The organism is Streptomyces sp. NPDC088745, assembly GCF_044751045.1.
In the GTDB taxonomy this organism is placed as follows: Bacteria; Actinomycetota; Actinomycetes; order Streptomycetales; family Streptomycetaceae; genus Streptomyces; species Streptomyces cremeus.
The window spans coordinates 182,852-203,059 of record NZ_JBIVLB010000010.1; the positions used below are offsets into that span (position 1 = coordinate 182,852).

The 20,208-nt window shown below is 71.1% G+C and carries 18 protein-coding genes; 11 read left to right on the plus strand and 7 right to left on the minus strand.

Features of this window, described 5'->3' with window-relative positions; genetic code table 11:
• The first annotated feature begins 131 nt into the window (after positions 1 to 131).
• Together ACIP93_RS25075 and ACIP93_RS25080 are read left to right on the plus strand one after the other, a co-directional pair.
• On the plus strand, positions 132 to 695 hold the full coding sequence (locus ACIP93_RS25075) for a TetR/AcrR family transcriptional regulator (protein WP_401761865.1): 564 nt from the start codon (positions 132 to 134) through the stop codon (positions 693 to 695).
• Between the two features lie 1,172 nt (positions 696 to 1,867).
• Positions 1,868 to 3,160, plus strand: coding sequence for a PP2C family protein-serine/threonine phosphatase (locus tag ACIP93_RS25080; RefSeq protein WP_401761867.1), 1,293 nt, complete (start codon positions 1,868 to 1,870; stop codon positions 3,158 to 3,160).
• A gap of 224 nt (positions 3,161 to 3,384) precedes the next feature.
• Here ACIP93_RS25080 and ACIP93_RS25085 read toward each other — a convergent pair whose 3' ends face one another.
• On the minus strand, positions 3,385 to 3,969 hold the full coding sequence (locus ACIP93_RS25085) for a MarR family winged helix-turn-helix transcriptional regulator (RefSeq protein WP_401761869.1): 585 nt from the start codon (positions 3,967 to 3,969) through the stop codon (positions 3,385 to 3,387).
• 123 nt (positions 3,970 to 4,092) lie between these two features.
• Between ACIP93_RS25085 and ACIP93_RS25090 the strand changes: the two genes are divergently transcribed.
• From ACIP93_RS25090 to ACIP93_RS25100, 3 genes are all read left to right on the plus strand, one after another.
• Positions 4,093 to 5,379 carry a PP2C family protein-serine/threonine phosphatase gene (locus ACIP93_RS25090; RefSeq protein ID WP_401761871.1) on the plus strand — a complete coding sequence of 429 codons (1,287 nt, stop codon included), beginning with the start codon at positions 4,093 to 4,095 and terminating at the stop codon, positions 5,377 to 5,379.
• A gap of 356 nt (positions 5,380 to 5,735) precedes the next feature.
• On the plus strand, positions 5,736 to 6,122 hold the full coding sequence (locus ACIP93_RS25095; RefSeq protein ID WP_345227183.1) for an ATP-binding protein: 387 nt from the start codon (positions 5,736 to 5,738) through the stop codon (positions 6,120 to 6,122).
• 178 nt (positions 6,123 to 6,300) lie between these two features.
• Positions 6,301 to 6,852 (plus strand): hypothetical protein, encoded by a 552-nt coding sequence (locus tag ACIP93_RS25100; protein WP_401761873.1) that lies wholly within the window; start codon positions 6,301 to 6,303, stop codon positions 6,850 to 6,852.
• 302 nt (positions 6,853 to 7,154) lie between these two features.
• Here ACIP93_RS25100 and ACIP93_RS25105 read toward each other — a convergent pair whose 3' ends face one another.
• The 3 genes from ACIP93_RS25105 to ACIP93_RS25115 form a co-directional block, all read right to left on the minus strand.
• Positions 7,155 to 7,877, minus strand: coding sequence for an HAD family hydrolase (locus tag ACIP93_RS25105; RefSeq protein ID WP_401761875.1), 723 nt, complete (start codon positions 7,875 to 7,877; stop codon positions 7,155 to 7,157).
• A 138-nt stretch (positions 7,878 to 8,015) separates the two neighbouring features.
• Positions 8,016 to 9,212: a hypothetical protein gene (locus ACIP93_RS25110; protein ID WP_401761877.1), complete on the minus strand. Its 1,197-nt coding sequence runs from the start codon at positions 9,210 to 9,212 to the stop codon at positions 8,016 to 8,018.
• 82 nt (positions 9,213 to 9,294) lie between these two features.
• Positions 9,295 to 10,569: an MFS transporter gene (locus ACIP93_RS25115; protein WP_401761878.1), complete on the minus strand. Its 1,275-nt coding sequence runs from the start codon at positions 10,567 to 10,569 to the stop codon at positions 9,295 to 9,297.
• Positions 10,570 to 10,709: 140 nt separating this feature from the next.
• On the opposite strand from ACIP93_RS25115, the gene ACIP93_RS25120 reads away from it, so the two are divergent.
• Entirely contained in the window at positions 10,710 to 11,291 is a 582-nt protein-coding gene (locus ACIP93_RS25120; protein WP_401761880.1) for a CGNR zinc finger domain-containing protein, read from the plus strand.
• A gap of 841 nt (positions 11,292 to 12,132) precedes the next feature.
• Here the strand turns inward: ACIP93_RS25120 and ACIP93_RS25125 are convergent.
• Positions 12,133 to 12,807: an alpha/beta fold hydrolase gene (locus ACIP93_RS25125; protein ID WP_345227196.1), complete on the minus strand. Its 675-nt coding sequence runs from the start codon at positions 12,805 to 12,807 to the stop codon at positions 12,133 to 12,135.
• A 1,659-nt stretch (positions 12,808 to 14,466) separates the two neighbouring features.
• Between ACIP93_RS25125 and ACIP93_RS25130 the strand changes: the two genes are divergently transcribed.
• From ACIP93_RS25130 to ACIP93_RS25145, 4 genes are read left to right on the plus strand one after another with little or no spacing between them, the layout of a single operon-like run.
• Positions 14,467 to 16,056, plus strand: a complete 1,590-nt coding sequence (locus ACIP93_RS25130; RefSeq protein WP_401761881.1) for a PP2C family protein-serine/threonine phosphatase — start codon at positions 14,467 to 14,469, stop codon at positions 16,054 to 16,056.
• Complete coding sequence (locus ACIP93_RS25135) at positions 16,053 to 17,129, plus strand: B12-binding domain-containing protein (RefSeq protein WP_401761882.1); 1,077 nt, start codon at positions 16,053 to 16,055, stop codon at positions 17,127 to 17,129. Before ACIP93_RS25130 ends, ACIP93_RS25135 begins: the two co-directional genes overlap by 4 nt.
• Entirely contained in the window at positions 17,126 to 17,596 is a 471-nt protein-coding gene (locus ACIP93_RS25140) for an STAS domain-containing protein (protein WP_401761884.1), read from the plus strand. Before ACIP93_RS25135 ends, ACIP93_RS25140 begins: the two co-directional genes overlap by 4 nt.
• Before the next feature lie 51 nt (positions 17,597 to 17,647).
• Positions 17,648 to 18,172, plus strand: coding sequence for a MarR family winged helix-turn-helix transcriptional regulator (locus ACIP93_RS25145; protein ID WP_401761886.1), 525 nt, complete (start codon positions 17,648 to 17,650; stop codon positions 18,170 to 18,172).
• A 7-nt stretch (positions 18,173 to 18,179) separates the two neighbouring features.
• Here the strand turns inward: ACIP93_RS25145 and ACIP93_RS25150 are convergent, their stop codons facing one another.
• Complete coding sequence (locus ACIP93_RS25150) at positions 18,180 to 18,545, minus strand: anti-sigma factor antagonist (protein WP_401761888.1); 366 nt, start codon at positions 18,543 to 18,545, stop codon at positions 18,180 to 18,182.
• Positions 18,546 to 19,061: 516 nt separating this feature from the next.
• Between ACIP93_RS25150 and ACIP93_RS25155 the strand changes: the two genes are divergently transcribed.
• Positions 19,062 to 19,577 (plus strand): hypothetical protein, encoded by a 516-nt coding sequence (locus ACIP93_RS25155; protein ID WP_345227209.1) that lies wholly within the window; start codon positions 19,062 to 19,064, stop codon positions 19,575 to 19,577.
• Positions 19,578 to 19,732: 155 nt separating this feature from the next.
• Here ACIP93_RS25155 and ACIP93_RS25160 read toward each other — a convergent pair whose 3' ends face one another.
• A complete protein-coding gene (locus ACIP93_RS25160; protein ID WP_401761890.1) occupies positions 19,733 to 19,984 on the minus strand; it encodes a hypothetical protein in 252 nt (83 codons plus the stop codon).
• Between the last annotated feature and the right edge of the window lie 224 nt (positions 19,985 to 20,208).

Genomic DNA, 20,208 nt, shown 5'->3' on the forward strand with positions numbered 1-20,208 from the left:
TTCGTGCGTGTCTTCCACGGCCGATGTGATCGGTCGGCCCTCAAGCACGCTAATGCAGTCCTCGACTGCGTTAGAGGACTGTAAGGGCCGTCGCCCACAAACGCAACCAACGACTGCGTTAGGGTGAGGGCATGAGTGAGACAGAGCCGGCCCGGCGTCCTGGCGGGCGCAGCGCCCGCGTCGGGGCGCAGGTTCACCAGGCCGTCACCGAACTCGTCCACGAGCGCGGTTACGGCAACTTCTCCGTCGGCGAGATCGCGGCCCGTGCGGGCGTGGCCGACAGCAGCGTCTACCGGCGGTGGGGCAGTCTGGAAAGCCTCCTCAGCGATGTGGTGCTCACGCGCCTCAACGCGCGGTCGCCGATGCCCGACACCGGGAGCCTGGCCGGTGATCTGCGCACGTACGCCGCCCAGGTGGCCCGCGAGATCACCGGCCCGGACGGTGTGGCGGTGGTGCGCCTGGCCGTCGCCCTGTCGGGCGACGGTCCGCAGGGGCTGGGGGCCGGTGACGGGCTCCTCGCCGAACGCACCCGGCAGTTGCAGTCCATGCTCGACCGGGCCCGCGAGCGTGGCGAGCGGCCGCCGGACGCACTGGACGTGCTGGACCACGTCCTGGCCCCGATGTACATCCGCGTGCTGTTCGGCATGGGGATCACAGCGGAGTACGTCGACGGGCTGGTCGACCGGCTGCTGTGAATCGGTGTGCACCAGGCGCGGGCACGCACGGGGGCGCTGCCTCAGGCAGGTTGCGCCGTGACGGTGCACAGCCGCGCGGGTGGTCCGGGCCAGGGCCGCGTACAGGTCCCTTTCGCCGCCGAGGCGTGCCGTGACGGTCCCTTCCGGGCACAGGACGACGCCGCCGTCGAAGTCGAGTCCGCGCGCTTCGGGGGCCAGTACGACACGGGCGCGCTCGGCACACCCCGGGCCGTCAGTTCGTCCGCTCGGGCGTCGGCGCAGACCGCGCCCGGGAGTTCACCCGGGTGCGCGGCGCTCTGGGTGCGCAGCTCCTCGACGACGGCCGTGCCGGACTCGTCCGGCGGTGTGGTCACGGTGCGGGGGCTCCCACCGCTCCGCAGCGACCGCGTGGGCTCCTGGTGCGGGGCGATCCGCGAGAGCAGGTCGCTGACGCTCCATGGGATTTCCTGCGCGGGGCGGGTAGCTGACGGTCAGGTCGTGCGGTTTGGGCCGGGCCCCACGGGCGGGGCCAGTGCCTCCTTCCCGTCGCGTGCGGTCGTGATCGGGCCCGTCCGGGCGAAGTCGCCGGCCAGCGTCATCGCCCTGTCCGGGCAACGGCGGACGATCATCCGTCCCTGCATGACGGTGAGTTCCCGCGCTTCGTGTACGACGATGTGTCCGTATGACCGCTCGGGGCCCCTCGGCCAGGGCCGCCGCCTCGTTCCGGCAGCGGCACGTCGGCGACGGTCCACGGGTCGTGCGGGACGCGCAGCAGCAGGGAAGCGGTGACCTTGCCGCGGGCGTCGGCCTCCGAGCACCGCCGGCCTGCGAAGCCGCCGCACATGAGGAGGCGGGGCTGTCGACAACCGGCCGACGCACCCGGGTGCCGCGGCGGCCGAACCGTCCGGCGTCATGCGGCACCCGAGCGAGATGTCGCCAGGCCACGCGCCGTGCCGGGGGTCCCTTACCGGCGACTCACCCCGTGTGGTTTTATTTGCCGTACGACAAGAGTTTAGACGGCAACGGCCCCGGGGTTCCGACCGATCCGCAGTCGTCCCAGGCGCGAGGGGGCGCGGGATGGAGTTCAGCGACAGGACGCCACGGGCTGTGGCGGGCCTGGGGGAGCATCGCGTCGTCGCCGGCTCCGCCTCCGGAACCGGCTTCACCTCCACCACGCGCCACGGGGCTTCGCGATGACCGCGGGAAAGCCGTCGGTGCGCACGGGTCCAGCACTGAGGGCGACACCCGCTCTTCGGCAGGAAGTCCGACGCATCGCCAAGATCTATCATCTCGGCCCCGACACCGTCGCGCGGCTCGTGCTGACGGTGAGCAGCCTGGCCGCGAGGACCCTGGACGAAGGGGGCTCCGTCACCCTCGGCGAGGGCACCTGCGAGCCGCCGCCCCCTGCCGCGGGGCATGCCGTCCTCACCCTGGAAGGGCTGGACACCACGGGCGAGCCGGATCCGACGGGCCTCCCCCTTCCGCCGACGCGCACCCTGCCGCACTCCGTGTCGTGGCACTTCCCGCTGCCGGATCACCAGGGGCCCTTCCTTCCCTCGCCACGGGCCGGATCGCCGTCGGCCTCGGACGTCGACGCCTACGAGATGGAGCTGCGGGCGGCGCTGGTGCGCCTGGACGGCCTGGAGCGCCAGCAACAGCTCCTGGAGGACGAGCTGTCGGAGACGAACGACGGCGTACTCGCCCTCTACCTGCAACTCGAGGAACGCGAAGAGCAGTTGCGATGGGCCCAGGGTCAGACCCTGCTCGCGATGGAGGACGCGCTGCGCCCCGCCGCCCTGTCGGTTGCGGGGCTGGAGCTGGCCGTCCACTACGCGCCGTCCGACCCGGCGGCGCCGACCGGCGGCGATCTGTACGACTGGTTCCAACTGCCCGACGGCACGGTGCACATCACCGTCGTCGATGCCCTCGGACACGGGGTCGGCAGCACCAAGAGCGCCCTGTCGGTGACCCACGCCGTACGCACGCTGGCACAAGAGGGCCACCCGTTGGAGTCGATCCTGGCGCGTGTGGACCGCCAGCTCTCCCCGGTCGTCCCGGGGTTGCAGGCCACGGTTCTGCTCGCCCGGCTCGATCCGACCACAGGTGTGCTCACGCTCGCCGGCGGCAGCCATCCGCCCGCCCTGCTGCTGCGCGCACACGACGGCACCACCGAGTTCCTGTCCGTCCGCGGGCGCGGGGTGGGATATCCGCTGCCGGGCAGCGAAACCCTGCGGCACGAGGTCCTGACACCGGGAGATCTCGTCGTCCTCTACACGGACGGGCTCACCGAGAGCCGGCGCGACCCCCTCGAGGGCGAGGTGCGGCTCATCGCTGCCGCCCGTAAGCACGCCGCCCTTCCTCTCGGTGAGATCCCGTCCGCGATCGCGGCGGACATGCACACCGTCGTTCTGCACGCCGACGATACCCTCGCTCTCGCCCTGCGCCTCAGCCCGAGGCCGCGCCACCGCAGTGACGCCGGCCCGTAGTCCCTCCGGGCGGGCATGCGGCCCGCGCCGACGGACGGCAGCGGAGAGCCGGTTTCCTCACCCGTCAGAATTTGCCGTTTGACAACAATGACCGTTGGCAACATTCTTGCGTCTGGTTCCGGAAACCGCCGCTACCACCCAGCGGGACCACAGTCCGCCGACGCAGGACGAGAGAGGCTGGGGTGCACCCATTCATCTGCCACGCCGCGGCGTCGCCCCCGAAGTCAAGCGGTCCAGGACATCCCGTGCTGAGTATCCGTCAGATCTGTGGCATGCTCCGCGCCCGCGGGTCTTTCGTCTTCCTCGCCACCCGGCTCCGGGCTCGGGGCCGTACCCGCCCGGGCGGCCGCTCGTGGGGTGGCGGCGTCGTGGGCCTTGCGGAACGCAGCCAGCCCGCTCATGAGAGCGTCCCGCTCCTGCGCCGTCATCGCCGCGAGGGTCGAGGCGAGCATCTCCTCGCGGTGGGCGCGCAGATCGGAGAGATAGGCGCGGCCCAGGGACGTGATCCGCAGCGTGACCTCGCGGCGGTCGGTGCTGCTGAAAGAACGGTGCAGATAGCCGATGGCCTGGAGCCGATCGCACAGTCGGCTCGCCGATGACGCGGCGGCCCCGATCTGCCTGCCGAGATCGCGAAGATTGATGCCGTCCTGCTGGTCGAGGGTGTAGAGGACGCGCAGCTGCGAGGTGGACACCGGCGCGGTCGGCACCGCGTCCCGGCCCCGTTCCCACAGCATCTCCAACTGCTCGACCACCGCCCGTGCCACCTCAGCGGCCTTGCCGTCCGCGAGGTCCGCAGCAGCCGGTTCCATTCTCCGCACCGTGAATCTCCGATTCAGCCCGTCGGCGTCCCTACCGACCGGGCGCTCAGTCTGCCAGTCGAACTGTACGAAGGTCGAACCCTTCGACCCGCCGAGAAAGGCCCCCAGCCGTCCATGGACCGTTTCGCCACCGCCGCTCAGGCACTGCGCACCGCGCTGCCCCACGCCCTTGTCGACACGGTCCGTGCCGTCTGCGCCGACCAGTACGGGGCGATCGCGGTCGATTTGTGGATGGCGGACTACGCCATGACCATGCTCCAGCCCGTCACCGTCCCGCCGTACACCGCGCAGCCCGTCCCCATACGCACCAGCGAGCCCGGCCGCGCGCTGGGAGCCCAAGAACCCTTCATCTGCAGGGCCCGCTACCCGAAGCCGACCCGTACACACCTGTCCCGTCCGACGAAACCGCTGGCCAAGCAGCCCGAACCCGTTCCAGCCGTGACGGCCCACCTGCCCGTCAGCGTCCGCGGCGACCGCCTCGGCGTGCTGTCCGTCACCGTCCCCGAAGGGGGCGACTCCCCGCAGGTCCTCGCCGAGCTCGTGCAGCTCGCCGATGTCCTGGCGCACGAGCTCGTCGTCGCCGACCGCGACACCGACCTCTACCTGCAGGCCCGTCGGGCCTCCCGCCTCACCCTCGCCGCCGAGATGCAGTGGCAGCTCCTGCCCGGACGCTCCTGCACCCGCCCCGAGTACACCCTGGGCGCCCAGCTGGAGCCCGCCTACGCCATCTACGGCGACAACTTCGACTGGGCCACCACCGCCGACACCCTCACCCTCACCGCCACCAACGGCATGGGCGAAGGCATCAAAGCGGCCCTCCTCACCAACCTCGCCGTCAACGCCCTGCGCAACGCCCGCCGCGCCGGACTCTCCCTGGCCGACCAGGCCGCCCTCGCCGACCAGGCCCTCTACGCAGAGCACCGGGGCGCCCAGCACGTCGCGGCCCTGCTCTTCGAGTTCGATCTGGCCACCGGCGCCTTCGAGGTCATCGACGCGGGCTCCCCGAAGATCTGGCGTCTGCGCAAGGGCTCGGTCGAACCGATCGAGCTCGAAGCCCAACTGCCGCTCGGCATGTTCGAGGACACCCCGTACATCCCCCAGCACCACACCATCGAGCCCGGCGACCGGCTCCTGATCGTCAGCGACGGCGTCTACGCCTCCACCTCGAAACACGGCGAACTCTTCAGCGCCCGGCACCTCACCCGGGCACTCTCCGAAACTCGGCTCCTCCCCGCCACCCAGGTGCCGCACGCCGTCCTCGAAACACACGCCGCCCACCACGTTCCCGGGGCCGACAGCGACGACGCCATGATCATCTGCCTCGACTGGCACGGACGCCCCACGGACGGACACCTCACGGACGGACACCTCACGGCGGGAGAGCGCACGCCCATGACGTGATGCCACGTGCGGTCGAGGACGCACGGCGATCGTCGGGGGTGGTCTGCGGGGCACCGCAGGTGTACGGGAACCCCTCCCCCGGCCGGGCGGCCTCCCCGTCGAGAACTCCGTACGGCCGGGGCCGGTCCGGCCAGTGGCAAGGCGACCCTCCCGGACGCCCCCCGACACCCGACCCGGGCTGCCGTCGCGAGCCCGGACGCCTCTCCCGCCTGCTCGGCGACGGTGCCGCTGTCCGGTTCGGACAGTACGCAGCGACGTCGCGCGGGAAGGCGAGGGAGCCGACGCAGTCGGCAGGAATTCCCTCATTCCGGGACGGTTCCTCGTCAGAAACGCGTCTGGCGGGGTAGGCGTGGTTCATGGAGCAGAGTGCGGTGGTACCCCAGAACGCAAGTGAGGCCCGCGCGACAGTGAAGAAGGCGCTGCAAGCCCGAGGCCGCCCGGAACACACAGGAGTCGGTGCTTCCCTCCAGGACGCCCTGATGGTGGCCACGGAACTGGTGTCGAACGCGCTCAAGTACGCGGGACGCCTTACGGACTTCACCGTCAGCCTCCGGGACAACCGCATCGTCATCAGCGTGAGCGACACCAGCGACTCGACTCCACCAGCGCGCCCCGAGCGCCCTGCGGGCGCGACGCCGGGAACGTGGGGGTGGTGGATGGTGCACCACCTCGCGCACGCCGTCAGCGTTGTCCGGGTGTCCGGCGGCGGGAAGACCGTCACGGCTTCCCTGGTGCTGGCCTGAGGCACGCGGCATTCTGACATCGCAGGGTTTTGGCTGTTCCCGCAGGACGATGCGGCGGTGCGGGAGCTTCGTCTGCGGCGACCACGGCGTGGTCCCACCGTGCGGTGCCTGGTCCGGCCGCCGCCGACGCGCCGGCGGTCCCAAGCCACAGGCTGATGTGGCGGCAGTGAAGCGGGGGATGGTCCTGGGTACTATCCGTCAGCGAGCCGACGAGTTCGGTGAAAAACGCCGGGCTGAGCTGGACGCGCTGGGGATGCGGTGGGCCTTCCCTGCCGACAGGCACCAGGGGGACGCTGAGCCCTTCGGCGCCCGCGAGCTGTCGGCTGACGGTGATCCGCAGGCCATACGGCGCACCCGAGCTGATGACGGCGGCCTGCTCCTGGAGGTCGGCCTCGGTGAAACTCGGCAGGACGCGGTCTGCGGCACGGCACAGCAGGGTGGACATGGCCGCTGGCGAATACTCCCGGTGGGCGGCGGCCAACTCGGCGACATCGCGATCACGCGTGTGGCTCTCCTGAAGCACGAGGCTCGCGCGGCTCGGCCGAGGCCGACGGTGGTCGAGTCCTGCTGGCGCGGCGGGGTGGGGTCGACGTCGAGCTTCGGGTCGTACGCGTCGGGCCGGTCGCGCGGGGTCGCGAACGTCACGCACTCGGGGATCTTCGCCGTCCCGGGTTTGTCCGGCACCTCCTCGGCGGTGCACCGGCGTCGGCCCAGGTCCTGTTCGGCGTAGCGCGCCGGGATGCCGGTGGTGTCCAACGCGCCGGGGCCCGTCGGCGCGGGGGTCGTTCCCGCGAGCAGGCCACCCGCGACCGCGGGAATCACCACGGCGAACCGCGATCTCCTGTGCATACAGCGATCACTGGGACCGCCGCGTCCCGTGTGGCGGTAGTTGCTGTGACCGCTCCTGGCAGTCCACTACGACGCTGCGGTCACGGTCGGCAACCGGCTCACGGGAACGGAAGCCACGACGGGGGTGTACTGGCCGGGCGGGGACTCACCGTCAGGGGCGGAGAGTCGTACTGCCGCCCTTGGTCAGTTCTCCGTTGTGTCCCGTGGGAGCGAACCCGCCTTCGCCACGTCCTGGTACGCCGTTCCCACCGCTGGCCGGATCTCCGGGGTGTCGGCCAGGTCGTGCACCACGGCCAGCGTCTCCGCCGCCGCAGCCGGCCCCGGGTCGCCGACCGCGATGCAGGCCGCTCCGCCCGCCCTCGCTGCCTGGATGCCTGCCGTCGAGTCCTCGAAGACCAGGGCCTGGCGCGGGTCAACACCCAGGCGGCGGCAAGCGAGCAGGTAGCCCTCGGGGTCGGGCTTGCCACGGGTGACGTCGTCCGCCGTGACGAGAGTCGTGAAGTGGTCGATCTCCAGCCGCGTCAGGTGGTGGGTTGCGTACGTCAGGCCGCCCGAGGTGACCAGGGCGGTGGGGATTCCGGCGTCCCGGAGCCGGGTCAGCAGGGTGCGGGCGCCGCGCTTGAGCCGCACCTCGGGCAGGCCGGTCTCCTCGTCGAGCCTGCGCAGGTCAGCGCGGAGGTCGTCCGGAGTGGGGCCGGGGCCGAAACGGTGAAGGTGTTCGGCGATGACGTCCGCGCTACGGCGCCCGCCGAACGAGGCGAGCAGTGCGGGCGTGAGGGCGATGTCATGGGCGGCGAAGAGCCTTCGCCACAGCTCCTGGCTGCGGGGCTCCGAGTCGATGAGGGTGCCATCGAGGTCGAAGAGCGCCGCTGCGGCCGTGAGGGGGGTGGTCGTGACGCCTGACATGTGGGCTCCGTTGGTGCGGTGGGTGAGAGAGGGGCGGTCCTGGACGGTTGTCGATCGGGAGGCGGGTGCGCGTCCTGGGGGCCGGGGCTGCGCCTTGGGCGCCGGGTGCGCGTCCTGGGGGCCGCACGGTCGAGCACCTCAGTCCAATGGTGGGCGACAGGCAGGGTTCGACACCGCCGACTCGAGTGCCTCCACCGCTTCGACGGCCCCCCGGTGCCGACGCAGCAGGTCCCCCAGACGGGCAGCGTGCTGGGCGGCGTGCCCGGTGAGAAGCGTCTGTGCCGCTTCGGCCAGAGCTTCGGGGCCCGGCTCGTCGAGCAGGGTCAGGGCCGCCCCGTGCGCCTGGAGCGCGCCGAGGTTGAATATCGGTTCGGGACTGCGTCCGGGGGTTCCGATGACCGGCACCCCGGCAAGCAACGAGGCCATCAGGGCGTTCTGGCCGCCACGGGTGACCAGGAGATCGGTGTCCTGGAGCAGGCGGGTGATCCCAGGAGTCCGGGCCACGATGACGTTGTCCTGCCGGAAAGGCACCTCCCGTCCGGCGATGTCCTTCTCACGGGCGGCGACCACCACGCTGTGCCGGGGGGCCGGGAATGCTTTCGCGATGACCGGGAGGAATTCGTCGAGGGTGAGCGCGCCGAAGCTGAGGTAGACGAGGACGCGGACCTCGGCGTCGTCGTACCGGGGTGCGGGTGCGAGTTCCAGGGAAGGCAGCAGCACTGGCCCGACATAGCGGGTGCGGGGCAGCGCGCCCAGGGCCGGTTCGAGAACCTCGGCTGTCGGCGCGATGTTCAGGGCCGCACGCTGGTGCAGCAGGTCTTCGAGTGATGCGGGTTCGGGCAGTCCGTGCTCGCGGGCGAGGGCGGCGAACGTGGCCTCCACCCGGGCGCACGATTCCGGACGGTCGCTCGGTCCGGCGAAAGCGGCGAGGTTCGGGCTCTGTACCGTGCAGGCGAACGGCACGCGGGCGATGTGTGCGGCGATCGGGACAGTGGGCTGCATCTCAGTGACGACCATGTCCGGGCGAAAGGCACGGTAGGCACTGACCTCGGCGTCGAGTGCCGCGCGCACGTAGGCGGGCTCCCCCATGCCGCGTATCAGGACGGCTTCCGTGAAACCGTCCGCCTCGCCGCTGCCCACGAGTTCGGGAGTGCGCTCGGGGAAGGGCGCGAAGTACCGCTCGCCCAGGTCCAGTTCATCGATCAACGGGTAACCCTCCGGGGCGAGGAAGGCGACTCGGTGTCCGCGCATGGCGGCGGCCTGCGCCATGGCCAGGCAGCGGGTGATGGCTCCGATGCCGAGTGCTCCGCCGATGGGCTCGAAGAGAATCCTCATGTGCGTTCCTTACGGGAGGTGGGGGAGGTACGGAGGGCGCGGGAGGGGCAGGGCGGTCGTCGCTGTCCCGGGTGGGGAGATCTCAGGTACGGCTCTTCCGAGTGGCCGCCTCCGGGGCGGCGGCCCCGCCCGGTCGGCCGGGGTGCTTCGCGCCGGTGGTGCCGCGGTGGGTGAGCAGGGCCGCTCCGAGCAGGGTGGCGAGGACCTGGCACGCGGCGATCGCCAGCAGGAGGGCACTGGTGCCGGCACCGCTGACGACTCCTGCGGCGGCCGCGCCTCCAGCGGCGGCGGTGCTCTTCAACCCGGCGCCCAGGGTGAAGACCTGGGTGCGGACTCCAGCCGGTGCGTACCGTTCCCGGGCGGCGAGCAGCGCGCTGAAGAGCGGACCGGTGCAGGCTCCGGCAAGTACGAACAGCGCCGTGGTCGCGCTGAGTGCCGGTTTCGTGGCAGCCAGGGCGAGCGGCAGGCCGGTCGCCGCCAGGCAACCCAGCACCACACGTTCGGGGTGCGTGTCGGTCCACGGGCGTACCGCGTAGATCAGCGACCCCGCCAGGGCGCCGGCGGCGAAGGCGGTCATCAGGCCGCCCGCCGCCCAGCCCGCCCCGTACTGCTGGGCGAGCAGGGCGGTGAGGACGGGCAGTGCGCCGACGCCGATCTGGCCGGCGCTGCTGGACCAGGTGACCGCGCGCAGGGGCGGGTTCCTGAGCAGTTCCAGCAGTCCGGTGGCAAGGTCGGCGGGGCGCAGGCGCGCATCGTGCCCGGCCCCTCCGGTCCTGGGTGCCAGGGGCAGCGTGAGCATGACGAGGCCCGCGATCGCCCCGGCCGCGCCGAGTGCGATCAGGGCGGTGTCCGGGCCCGCCGCCGCGGACAGGGCCGCGGCCAGGGCCGGACCGCAGATACCCGCGAGGTTGTACGAGGTGGAGTCGATGCTGAAGGCCCTGCTGAGACGGTCGGCCGGAACCAGCTCGCCGAGGAGGCTGGTCAGACCTCCGGTGACGAGCGGTGCGCAGCATCCGGCCGCCGCGACGAGGGCAAGAGCGAGTCCGGCCGGTGCGCGGCCCACCACCACCGCCGTGGCGGCGAGCCCCAGGCCGTACGCGAACAGGCACGACGCGTGGAAGAGGCGACGGCGGCGGACGCGGTCGGCCACGGCACCGAGGACCGGTGCCGCGACGACGTGGGGAATCATCAGCGCCGCGACCAGCGCGCCGCCCAGGCCTGCGCTGTCCGTGCGCTCCAGGGCGAGCAGGACCAGGCCGATCCGGGCGCCTTCGTCGGCGAGCCGGGCGGGGACGGCCACCCCCAGGTAGTGGGTCAGCCGGAATGCGGCGGTGGCGGATGCGGCATCGGTGGTCATGTGCCCTCCTGCCGGGCGGCGGCCGCGGTACGGGTGCGGCGGGGCGTCGAACCGGCCTGGCGGCTCCGCCCGGAATCATCGGTCAAGGGTATGATTCCACGATCTTGCTGTTCCATGCCGGCGCGCGCCACACTGGGGTGGTGGACTTCCTCTTCGTCAGCGATCACCTGGCCCTCGATTTCGCCGCGACCCTGAGCTGGCGCACCACTTGTCCCATCGACCTCCTGGCAGAGCCGGCGGACCTCGCGGCGTGGGCGGTGCAGGCCGGACTGACCGACCGCCCCGGCCGGGTGTCCCGCTCTGCGCTGGACCGCGCCCGCCTGCTGCGCGAGGCCGTCTACCGAACGGCTGTCGCGGCGGAACGGGGCGCGGATGCCGCCGTGACCGACGTACGGCTGATCCGCGAGTGCGCCGGTGGCCCGCAGGTGACCGTGGCGCTCAGGGCACTGGGCGAGGTCGAGCGGCACGGTGGCGTCAACGAGGTGCTGGCCACGCTCGCGACCAGGGCCGGGGAACTGTTCGGCGGCGACGACCGCCACCTCGTACGGCTGTGCGCCGGTGCGGAGTGCACCCGGCTCTTCCTGGACCGTTCGCGCGCGGGCAGCCGCCGCTGGTGCGACAAGCTGTCGTGCGGGAGCCGGGCCAACGCCACCGCCTACCGCCGCCGCAAGGCCACCATGCTCTCTTCCGGAGCCGCGCCGACCGGCCCGTACGACACCTGATCCGCCCGCGGGGGCAGGCAGGGCGAGTGCCTCGCGGCGAGGCGTACCGGTTTCCAGGGTGAACGCGCCGAGGGCCTGCTCGCGACCGGGATGCTGTGCGTACGCATCGACCTGCCGGTCGGCGTCTTGGGCGACGCCGAGGTCCAGTCGGGGCGCGGTGTCCCGAAGAGTGCCGGGAGGATCTGCCGCGGTGAGCGGGACAGCCGGCGTCGGCGCGGCCGGGGCGCGCAGTTCGTCCCCCGTAACGCGACGGACCGTGGGTCGGGCGCTGCCCCATGGGGTTTCGAGGTGGCAGCCGTCCTCCACGACGGCGATCCGACCGGCGAGGACAGGTGCCACGGCCGGATCTGGTTCCGCGCTCGCAGCCGGCCTCAACAGGTAGATGTGCTGCCGCTGACAGGAGGGAACCCACGGTGAGCCGCAGGCGTCCGCGACGATGCAGTGGATGCCGGACGTGAGCCGCTCCTCAAGGCCGGGCATGGCAGCCGCTCCGGTGCTTTCGAGGGAAATCGCAGGCCGAGGAAATCTTGCGCGTCAGCGAGATGCCGCTGCACGGTTCTGGCGTCCGTGGGCATTCTCTCGGCGGTCGCTGCCGGGTTGAATCGCAGCACGGTGCCCAGGCGCAGCGAGGTTGCCGGGCCGTGCGGGCGGTCGGCTACGAGCGCCAGATTCACCTGGAGGAAGTCGAACAGGTGGAGAGGAGTTCGCTTCCGGGTCATGACCCGCCTTCCTTTTCGGGGGCGCGACCCGACAGCATGGCCACACACCCGACGACATCCGGGCGATGCGAACTCTAAGCATGAGCAGAGAGCACTGATGGCGCGGGCGGAATGTTCGGGCATCATGAATTCATTCCGCACTCCCGCCCTGTTCGACATTCACTGAGGAATTCTCCGACGTTCCGCAGGATCACACGAAAGTTTTCCCGCTCGAACAGGCTGAAATGGTCACAGGCGAGAGGTGCGACCGTGAGCCGGGAGGACCACCGTGACCAGGAATGGATCTGGCGGCGCTGCTCGGGTCCGTCACACGGCATGAGGAGGGCGGGGCCGGCATACGGCTCCCGCACCCGGTGCGCGGCCGAAGCCATGACATGGGCCGTCGCCGTCTCGATCAGCCTGGCGTACGCCGCCGGATCGTCATCGCCCGGCAGACCGCCTTCGACGATCTTTTCCAGCACCGTCCGGCGCCCCGAGTCGTCGGCGCACACCCCCCAGGGTTCGGCGAAGCTGTCGAGCATGACGACCGCGGGGAAATGACCCTGGGACGCGAGCGCGCTCGCGAGTTCCCAGGCCAATACGCCTCCCAGTGACCAGCCGATCAGCAGGTCAGGAGGGTGTGGAAGCTCGCGCAGCAGGGGAAGATAGCGCTCCACCATGGCGGCGACACTTGTGTCCGGCACCTCGTGGGCTCGCAGTCCGCAGGCACGGATACCGTGCACCGTTCCCCGACGGGCCAGTGACGCCATCAGGCCGACGTACTGACCGAGACCTCCGCCGGACGGATGCAGAACCACACTGCTGAACTCCTGTCCGCGACCGTAGGTGCTCAGGAGACCGGCCGCCCGGCCGCCCGGCTGACCCACTGCCCGGTCAGCCGATCGGACATGGAAGGCACGATTCGCACGCACATCACGGACTGATCGACTCTCGAGCACACCGCTCCCCCAACCTGGTATTCGCCGACTCGAATAAAGGATTCGACGCCACTTTCCAGCCTGCTCATCCAGTAATACCCAGCGAAGTCCGGGCACCCCGGTCGCACTGCACCGGAGCTCCGAGTGATTTCCCTGCACACACAGGATCAACAGAGTCCAATTTGAATGTCAACCCCCAATTTTGCGGCCACCCACGAAAAGAACTCATACGAGTGCCCGGACTCGGCTCGACGATTCACAGTGTCGGTTCGCTTGACCAGGAGTTGACCAACCGAAGGCGCGCTTGACTCGACCTTGGCGAGTTCATCGCCCAACCTGACCCACTTGTCCGAATTTACGTGACAGCCATCCAGTAAGGTGCAACGCCTCGCAATTCCACCGTTCTGAGAATGACCGCCTCCGCGGGTGGTGTGAGTCATGCACCGTGCGGGACTTTATGAAAAGGCATTGAATAAACACCTCAGGCGGGACACGGGGCATCGGCACACGAAGGGATTCAGCGACGAATCCGCACTGCCGTTCGGATACGCGCCCTTCGCGCAACCGCCTCCCCGCAGCCGAACCCGGAAACACTCGCACCAGGCAGAGGTTTCACCGGGCTCCTTGGCCGGTCACTCTGAGCTACCGATGCCACATCCAGTGTCGATCCCCCGGTCAACGACGCCTTTGCCGACGGCTTGGTCGTCGTCGGCCCCAGCGAACAGTGCGCGACGGTGCTGACCGGCAGTGAATTCGGCACCGTTCCCGCCACACTGCGGCCAGGCCGCACCGCATCCGCCATGGACGCCTCCGGCTGGCAGGAAGTGGCGGAGGTCAGCATGTTCCTCCCTCCCTGGGGCCACCGCTCGCACACCTCAAACTCACCGATGGCCACGGCACACGCCTGCGCACCGCGAACAACCACGTACGCACGTACGGATGATGACGAGCCGCCCCCCGGATACGCAGAACCCAAGCGGCGGCGAGAGCGGTGGCGAACGACCGATACCGCTGGTCGCCGGCCACCACCGCGCCCGCCCCCCGGCACCGTCCGTACCGGCGTCGGAATCCAGCTCGACACGAAACGCCGCGTGCCTGTTTGCAGACCGGGTCGGAGAGACACACTCTTGCTGCACCCGTGCATACGAGCAGCGGCAGGGAACCGCCCGCGACACTCCTCCTCAGTTCTTTCACCAAGGAGCGGCCATGCCGGGCCCCAGACTTCGATCGCCGTGACCACGAGAACACAACCCGGCTTTGACCTGGCCTTCTCCTCGACTGCTGTTTCATGTGGTGACGGCTCGATGTGATGTTCCCGTGCCCTCCGGCGTGGCGGAGAGCGTGGGCGACCGGTCTGGGGGCATCCGGACAGGGGGCGGCTTGCCAGTGTGTGGTCCAGTGGTGGATTGTTGTCGTACGACAACGGTTTCCGGCTGATTGAGGTGAGGGGTTCGCACCGCGGGCCCTGTGCTTGTGACTTCCACACGGCAAGAACACGCAGTGGGCCCCCGCGCTCCGGCGTCTTTGGCGTGGACGTCTGTGCCCTACCCCGTCCTGATCGCCAACCGGTCGGGCACCGTGCGGCACGCCAATGATCATGCCACCGCCCTGTTCCCGACCGCGGCCCCCGGACTGGCCCTGGCGGACTGCACGGTTCCCTGGCTCGCGGACGCCCACGCCCACAAGGTGGCCACGAACGCGCACGGTGCGGGCACGGTGGTGTCCGGTGACGTCGCGCACCGGTCGTACGAGGCGCATCCGACGGTGCAGGACGACGGGGATGTGGTGTGGTGGCTGATGGACGACACCGACCACCGGCTCGCCCGCGAGGCCCTGCACATCGAGCAGGAGCGAACCGCGTTTCTGGCGGAGGCGTCCAACGCCCTGCTGTCGTCGCTGAACTTGGAGCGGTGCATGGACGTGACCGCGCAGCTCGCCGCCGAACACCTGGCGGACGCCGCCGTGGTCATCGCCCCGAGCAGCGGTTACCGGCTGCCGGTGGTCAGCTGTCTGCGCGGCCGGCGGCCGGTCCGTGACGAGTGGGAGGTCGACCCGCAGGAAGTCCCCGGTCTCGCCGAGGCGTTGCAGGGCTTCCCGCCGGTGCCGTCCCGCTGGATCGACCCGGTGACCGCCCCCCAGTGGCTGATCCCCGAAGGTTTCGACGGGCATGTCGGCTCGATCGTGGTCACCCCGCTGCCCGGCCACGGTGTGCCCGCGGGCGCCCTCATTCTGCTGCGCCGCAGCGGAGAGGCGGCGTTCAGCGAGGAGGAGGAGGTCTTCGCCCGCCTCTTCGCCGCGCGGTCGGGGGCGGCGATGTCCGCGGCCCGCATGTACGCCGAGCAGTCGTCGGTGTCGCAGGTGTTGATGCGGGAGCTGCTGCCGCCGGTGCTGCACCAGATCTCCGGGGTGGAGTTCGCCGGCGGCTACCGGCCGTCGAAGGACCGCGAGCGCATCGGCGGCGACTTCTACGACGTCCACCCCGCCAGCGTCGAGGGGGAACCCTCCTTCGCCGTTCTCGGCGACGTGAGCGGCAAGGGCCTGGAGGCGGCCGTCCTCACCGGCAAGATCCGCAACACCCTGCACGCCCTGCTGCCGATGGCGGGCAATCACCAGCGGATGCTGGAGCTCCTCAACGGGGCCCTGCTCAGCTCCCACCACACCCGCTTCGCCACCCTCGTCCTGGTCTCGGCGGTGCGGGAAGGAGGGACGGTGAAGCTGCGGGTGACCAGCGCCGGGCACCCGCCGGTGCTGCTCGTCCGCGCCAACGGCACGGTCGAGGAGGGCGCCTCCCGCGGCACCCTGGTCGGCGCGTTCCCCGAGGCACGCGCCACCACCGTGCACGAGACCCTGGCGCCGGGCGACTTCTGTGTGCTGTTCACCGACGGGTTCACCGAGGCCAAGGGCGGCCCCATGGGCGGCGAGATGTTCGGTGACGAACGCTTCCAGGAGGCGTTGTCACGGTGTGCGGGGATGCCCGGCGAAGCGGTGGTGGAACACGTGCAGATGCTCGCCTCCCAGTGGGTCGGGACCGGCCCGCACGACGACATGGCGGTCATGGTCATCACCGCCCCCAGGACCCACCACCTGAGCATGGTGGGCGGACACACCAAAGGCAGGTTCACCGCGTGACGAGCACCGCCCTCCCCCCGACTCCGCAGGACCTGCTGTGGGAGGCGGTGTCCACCGGCAACGAACACGCCGCGACCCTGGTCGTCTTCGACGCCCTGGAGCACGGTCTGCCCGCGCAGGAGGTGCTGCTGAGTCTGATCGCCCCGGTGCAGCGCCGCGTCGGAGAGGAATGGGCGGCCAACCGCCTCACCGTCGCCCAGGAGCACGCCGCGTCCGCGATCAACGACCGGGCGATCGCCGCCCTCTCCCACCGCACCGCCGCCGCCCCGGGCACGCCGGTGAAGGGGAGGGTCGTGGTGGCGTGCGTGGACGGGGAGTGGCACGGGCTGCCCGCCCGCCTGCTCGCCGAAGTCCTCAAACTGCGCGGCTGGGCGGTGGACTACCTCGGCGCCCAGGTCACCACCGACCACCTCATCCAGCACGTCCACCACGTCGGCCCCGACCTCGTGGCCCTCTCCAGCTCCATCCCCACCCGGCTCCCGGTCGCGCACGCCGCGATCACCGCCGTCCAGGCCACCGGCACCCCCGTCCTCGTCGGCGGCGCCGCCTTCGGACCCCGCGGCCAGTACGCCGCCCTGCTGGGCGCGGACGCCTGGGCACCCGACGCAGGAGCGGCAGCCGACCGGCTCGACCAGGGGCCGCTGCGACGTCCCGCCCCGGCCCATCAGCCCATCGACGACCTGCCCCACCTGGGGGACCAGGAGTACACGATGGTCACCCGCACCAAGACCCAGCTCGTGCGGACGGTGATGGCGGGGCTGGAGGACCGTTTCCCCGCGATGCGCGCCTACACCCCCGCCCAGCGGGGGCGCACGGCCGAGGACGTCGCGCACATCGTCGACTTCCTGGCCACCGCCCTCTACACCGACGACGCCGACCTCTTCACCACGTTCCTCGCCTGGACCGCGGGGATCCTCACCGCCCGCAACGTGCCCGCCCGCTCCCTGGTCCCGGCCCTGCACATCCTCGGCGAGGAACTCAAGGACTTCCCCCGCGCCGCGGACATGCTGCGCCATGCCGCCGGCCCTCTCGCCCCGCCGCACAACGGCCGCCTCGCCCAGGAGCAGGCATGACGCCGCCGTACCCCTTCGACCCGCCCCTGCGCCTGGAAGCGGTCACCGGCATCGACGCCGGGCTGCTGAAACTCGCCCTGAAGGGGCACCTGGGCCACGGCAGCGCCGACGATTTCCTCGACCAGACCTGCGGACACCTCCAGGACCGCCCGCGCACCACCGTTCTGCGCCTGGACTGCGCAGGACTCACCGGCATGGACTCCGTGGGACTGTCCGCCCTGCTGATGCTGCACCGGCGCACCACCGCTGCCCGGATCACGCTGCACCTCGATGCCCGACCGCCGGCCGTGGACCGGATCCTGGAGATCACCGGCTGCCTCGCCCACCTCGATCCCGAAGCGGCCGGCGCCGGCGGGGGGCGCCGCTCCCGGGAAAAGGCATATCGTCAACCATGGGAGGAGGTCATATCCGCCTCCCTCCCCACCGGGCCGCCGCCGCGGCCCGCCGAACCGGAGACCACTGCCTGACCGCCCCAGCCACCACGATGAGGAACCTGCCTTCCTCGGACGGGTAACGACATGACCGAGCGCACCGATCACGCTCGCCACACCGCCCACCGGACAGTCCGCCTCGCCGAACTGCTGGACCTACTCTTCGAGCAGAACCGCCACGACGCCCCCAACCCGCTGCTGCCCGCACCGCAGCTGAGGGCCATGAGAGTCATCGACGGCCAAGACCACATCCCCATGCGCACCCTCGCCCACCGGCTCGGCGCGTCGCCGCCCTCGGTGTGCCGCCTCGTCGACCGCCTCCAGGCCGCCGGGTTCGTCCAGCGCGACCCGCACCCCGCCAGCGGACGCGAGATCACTCTCGCCCTCACCCCGGCCGGCCGCGCCCACCTGGCCCAGGTCCGCGCAGGCCGCGAGCTCTTCCTCCAGCAGGCCCTGGCCGGCCTGCCCGAGGAAGAGCACACCGCCCTCAGCAGCGCCCTCGACACCCTCCACCGCGCCCTGGCCGCCGACCGCTCTCCCCTGTACGCCGTACGCCCGCAGACCACGGACACCGCGCTCCCGCGGGCCGGACGGCCGGCCCGGTCCGCCTGACCGGCTCCTACGGAACGGAAGCGACGAGGGCCTCCGCGAGAGTGGGAGCGACGGGGAACAGCGCACCGGCCCCCGTCACCGCGAACCGCGCGCACAACAAGGGCGGGAGCGGACCCACCAGGACCACGGCGGGATGCCGGCTGCGGGCGTCCAGGAGGACCCCGATCAGGTCCCAGCCCCCGAAGACCAGCTCGTGCAGATCCACCACCAGCACCGTGCGCTCCGCTGAAGCCTGCCCGAACTGAGCGGCCAGCGCTTTGGCGTTCCACGGCTCCACCGACCCTATGACGGACAGCACGTAAGCGGGCGGGAGCACGTACGGGCGGTGCCGCACAGCCAGCACGTCGTCAAGGCGTTCCGCAGGATCTGCCACGTATGGAGCATGTCAGACAACCCACCCGACCACCGGGGAAGGAAGCGTGGCACAGCAGTTTGAGCAGACCTGCCGGTGGAGACCGGCCCACACAATGCGGGTGGGCGTCCGCCGTCCCGCCGGGCGTGGTCGGTCACGGCTGGGCAGGGGCAGGGTGGCGCCGCGAGGCGGCACCGCGCCACATCCTGGTGTGCGTGAGCTCCGAACACTCAGCGGCATGCCGACCACGCGGACATCGTGCGAGCGCTCATCGACGGATCCGTCGGGTAGGTGCGGGGCAAGGACGACATGCCGCCAGTGATCAAGCGTGGTCGGAGGGCCGCCGGAGCCGACTGGAGCACGTGGCGCGGAGCCAACGGCTGATGTCGTGCCCTTGTGGCGACTCCACGAGTCCCACTGCCGCGACGAGCCGATCCGGGTGATGTCCATGACGGACAGGTGAGCCGATGGATCATGGAGCGCGGTTTCCCGGACGCCCTTCACGGATCCCGTCGCCCCGCCTATACGGTCGCCTTCATGAACAGCGACGGAGTGGTGGTGGACGAGGCGGTCCGTGCGGCGTGGGACGCCTACCGGGTCCTGGAGAAGCGGACACCCGCCCAGGAGCGCCGGAAGGCGCAGCAGCGGGTGCGGGCGGCGATGGACTCCGTGGGGCGCGAGGAGGTCTCGCGGGGCACGGTGTTCCTGGTGGGGGTCCTGACCGGGTACCTGATCGCGGAACCGCCCGGCGGGGATCGGCTCGATCCGCTCAACGACCTCATCCCCGCCGTGATCCGCAAGCTGCCCTCCTTCGAGTCGGCTGACCCGGAGCAGGTGCCGATGGCCACCGGTGTCCTCATGGCTGCCGCGATGGGCATGGACACCGTGGCCTGGCGCGACCGGTTCGGGACGATCGGGCCGAAGGAGGCGACGGTCCACGGCTTCGTGCTGTGGCTGCTCGCTGATCTCTTCGACACCCTGGCCGAGAAGCCGGGCACCATCGACCAGTTGATGCGCGGAACCTTCGAAGCCATGGGCACCGAGGAGAACTGACGGCGGGCGGGGGCGGTTCACCCGGCAGGTGAGCGAGAGCTGACCGACGACCGCGTGGCGCACGTCCTCGCCGTCGGGGCCGTCGGGGCCGTCGGGCAGCCTGTGGCACCGCATCCACGGTGAACGGACAGGCTGCCCGGCCGGTCGCCGGAACCTCACCGGACCGGAGGCTGACCGTGGCGGCGTGCGGTGCGCAGGAGGCGCCGCTGGTACAGGTAGGTCCGGCGGCCTGCCCACCAGCCGAGGCGGTCGGTGGAGTCCTGCGGGAACACCACCTGCAGGGCACCCAGCGCGAGGCTGAGGGCGAGGCAGGCGACCACGCACCACGGGGGTGCGCCGACCAGGGCCTGCGCGAGGCCGCTCACTCCCGACACGATGCCCGGCGCCATGTTCTGGCCGTTCGTCATCAGCCCGCCCCCGCTTCTTCCCCTCCCCGCACCTGGATGTGCGGGGACGAAACCGAGCGTGGCGGGCCGGACGATCCTGCAGAAGCGGGAACGGGCCCTGGAAGGTGTTCCCGCACGAATGGCAACGGACGGCGATCTCGTCAACCACTCCCCCGGGCCCCGCACCGTGCGTGACAATCACAGCACTGCCGTACGTCCCGCCCGTGAAGGTGGAGGGCGGGCCC

Excerpts from the sequence above, each read along its gene's own strand:
- ACIP93_RS25100 (WP_401761873.1), top strand. The coding sequence starts at position 6,301 with ATGGTCCTGGGTACTATCCGTCAGCGAGCCGACGAGTTCGGTGAAAAA.
- ACIP93_RS25075 (WP_401761865.1), top strand. The coding sequence starts at position 132 with ATGAGTGAGACAGAGCCGGCCCGGCGTCCTGGCGGGCGCAGCGCCCGC.
- ACIP93_RS25160 (WP_401761890.1), bottom strand. The coding sequence starts at position 19,984 with ATGACGAACGGCCAGAACATGGCGCCGGGCATCGTGTCGGGAGTGAGC.
- ACIP93_RS25140 (WP_401761884.1), top strand. The coding sequence starts at position 17,126 with ATGACGCCGCCGTACCCCTTCGACCCGCCCCTGCGCCTGGAAGCGGTC.
- ACIP93_RS25155 (WP_345227209.1), top strand. The coding sequence starts at position 19,062 with ATGAACAGCGACGGAGTGGTGGTGGACGAGGCGGTCCGTGCGGCGTGG.
- ACIP93_RS25105 (WP_401761875.1), bottom strand. The coding sequence starts at position 7,877 with ATGTCAGGCGTCACGACCACCCCCCTCACGGCCGCAGCGGCGCTCTTC.
- ACIP93_RS25115 (WP_401761878.1), bottom strand. The coding sequence starts at position 10,569 with ATGACCACCGATGCCGCATCCGCCACCGCCGCATTCCGGCTGACCCAC.
- ACIP93_RS25095 (WP_345227183.1), top strand. The coding sequence starts at position 5,736 with ATGGAGCAGAGTGCGGTGGTACCCCAGAACGCAAGTGAGGCCCGCGCG.
- ACIP93_RS25080 (WP_401761867.1), top strand. The coding sequence starts at position 1,868 with ATGACCGCGGGAAAGCCGTCGGTGCGCACGGGTCCAGCACTGAGGGCG.
- ACIP93_RS25085 (WP_401761869.1), bottom strand. The coding sequence starts at position 3,969 with ATGGAACCGGCTGCTGCGGACCTCGCGGACGGCAAGGCCGCTGAGGTG.
- ACIP93_RS25110 (WP_401761877.1), bottom strand. The coding sequence starts at position 9,212 with ATGAGGATTCTCTTCGAGCCCATCGGCGGAGCACTCGGCATCGGAGCC.
- ACIP93_RS25090 (WP_401761871.1), top strand. The coding sequence starts at position 4,093 with ATGGACCGTTTCGCCACCGCCGCTCAGGCACTGCGCACCGCGCTGCCC.
- ACIP93_RS25145 (WP_401761886.1), top strand. The coding sequence starts at position 17,648 with ATGACCGAGCGCACCGATCACGCTCGCCACACCGCCCACCGGACAGTC.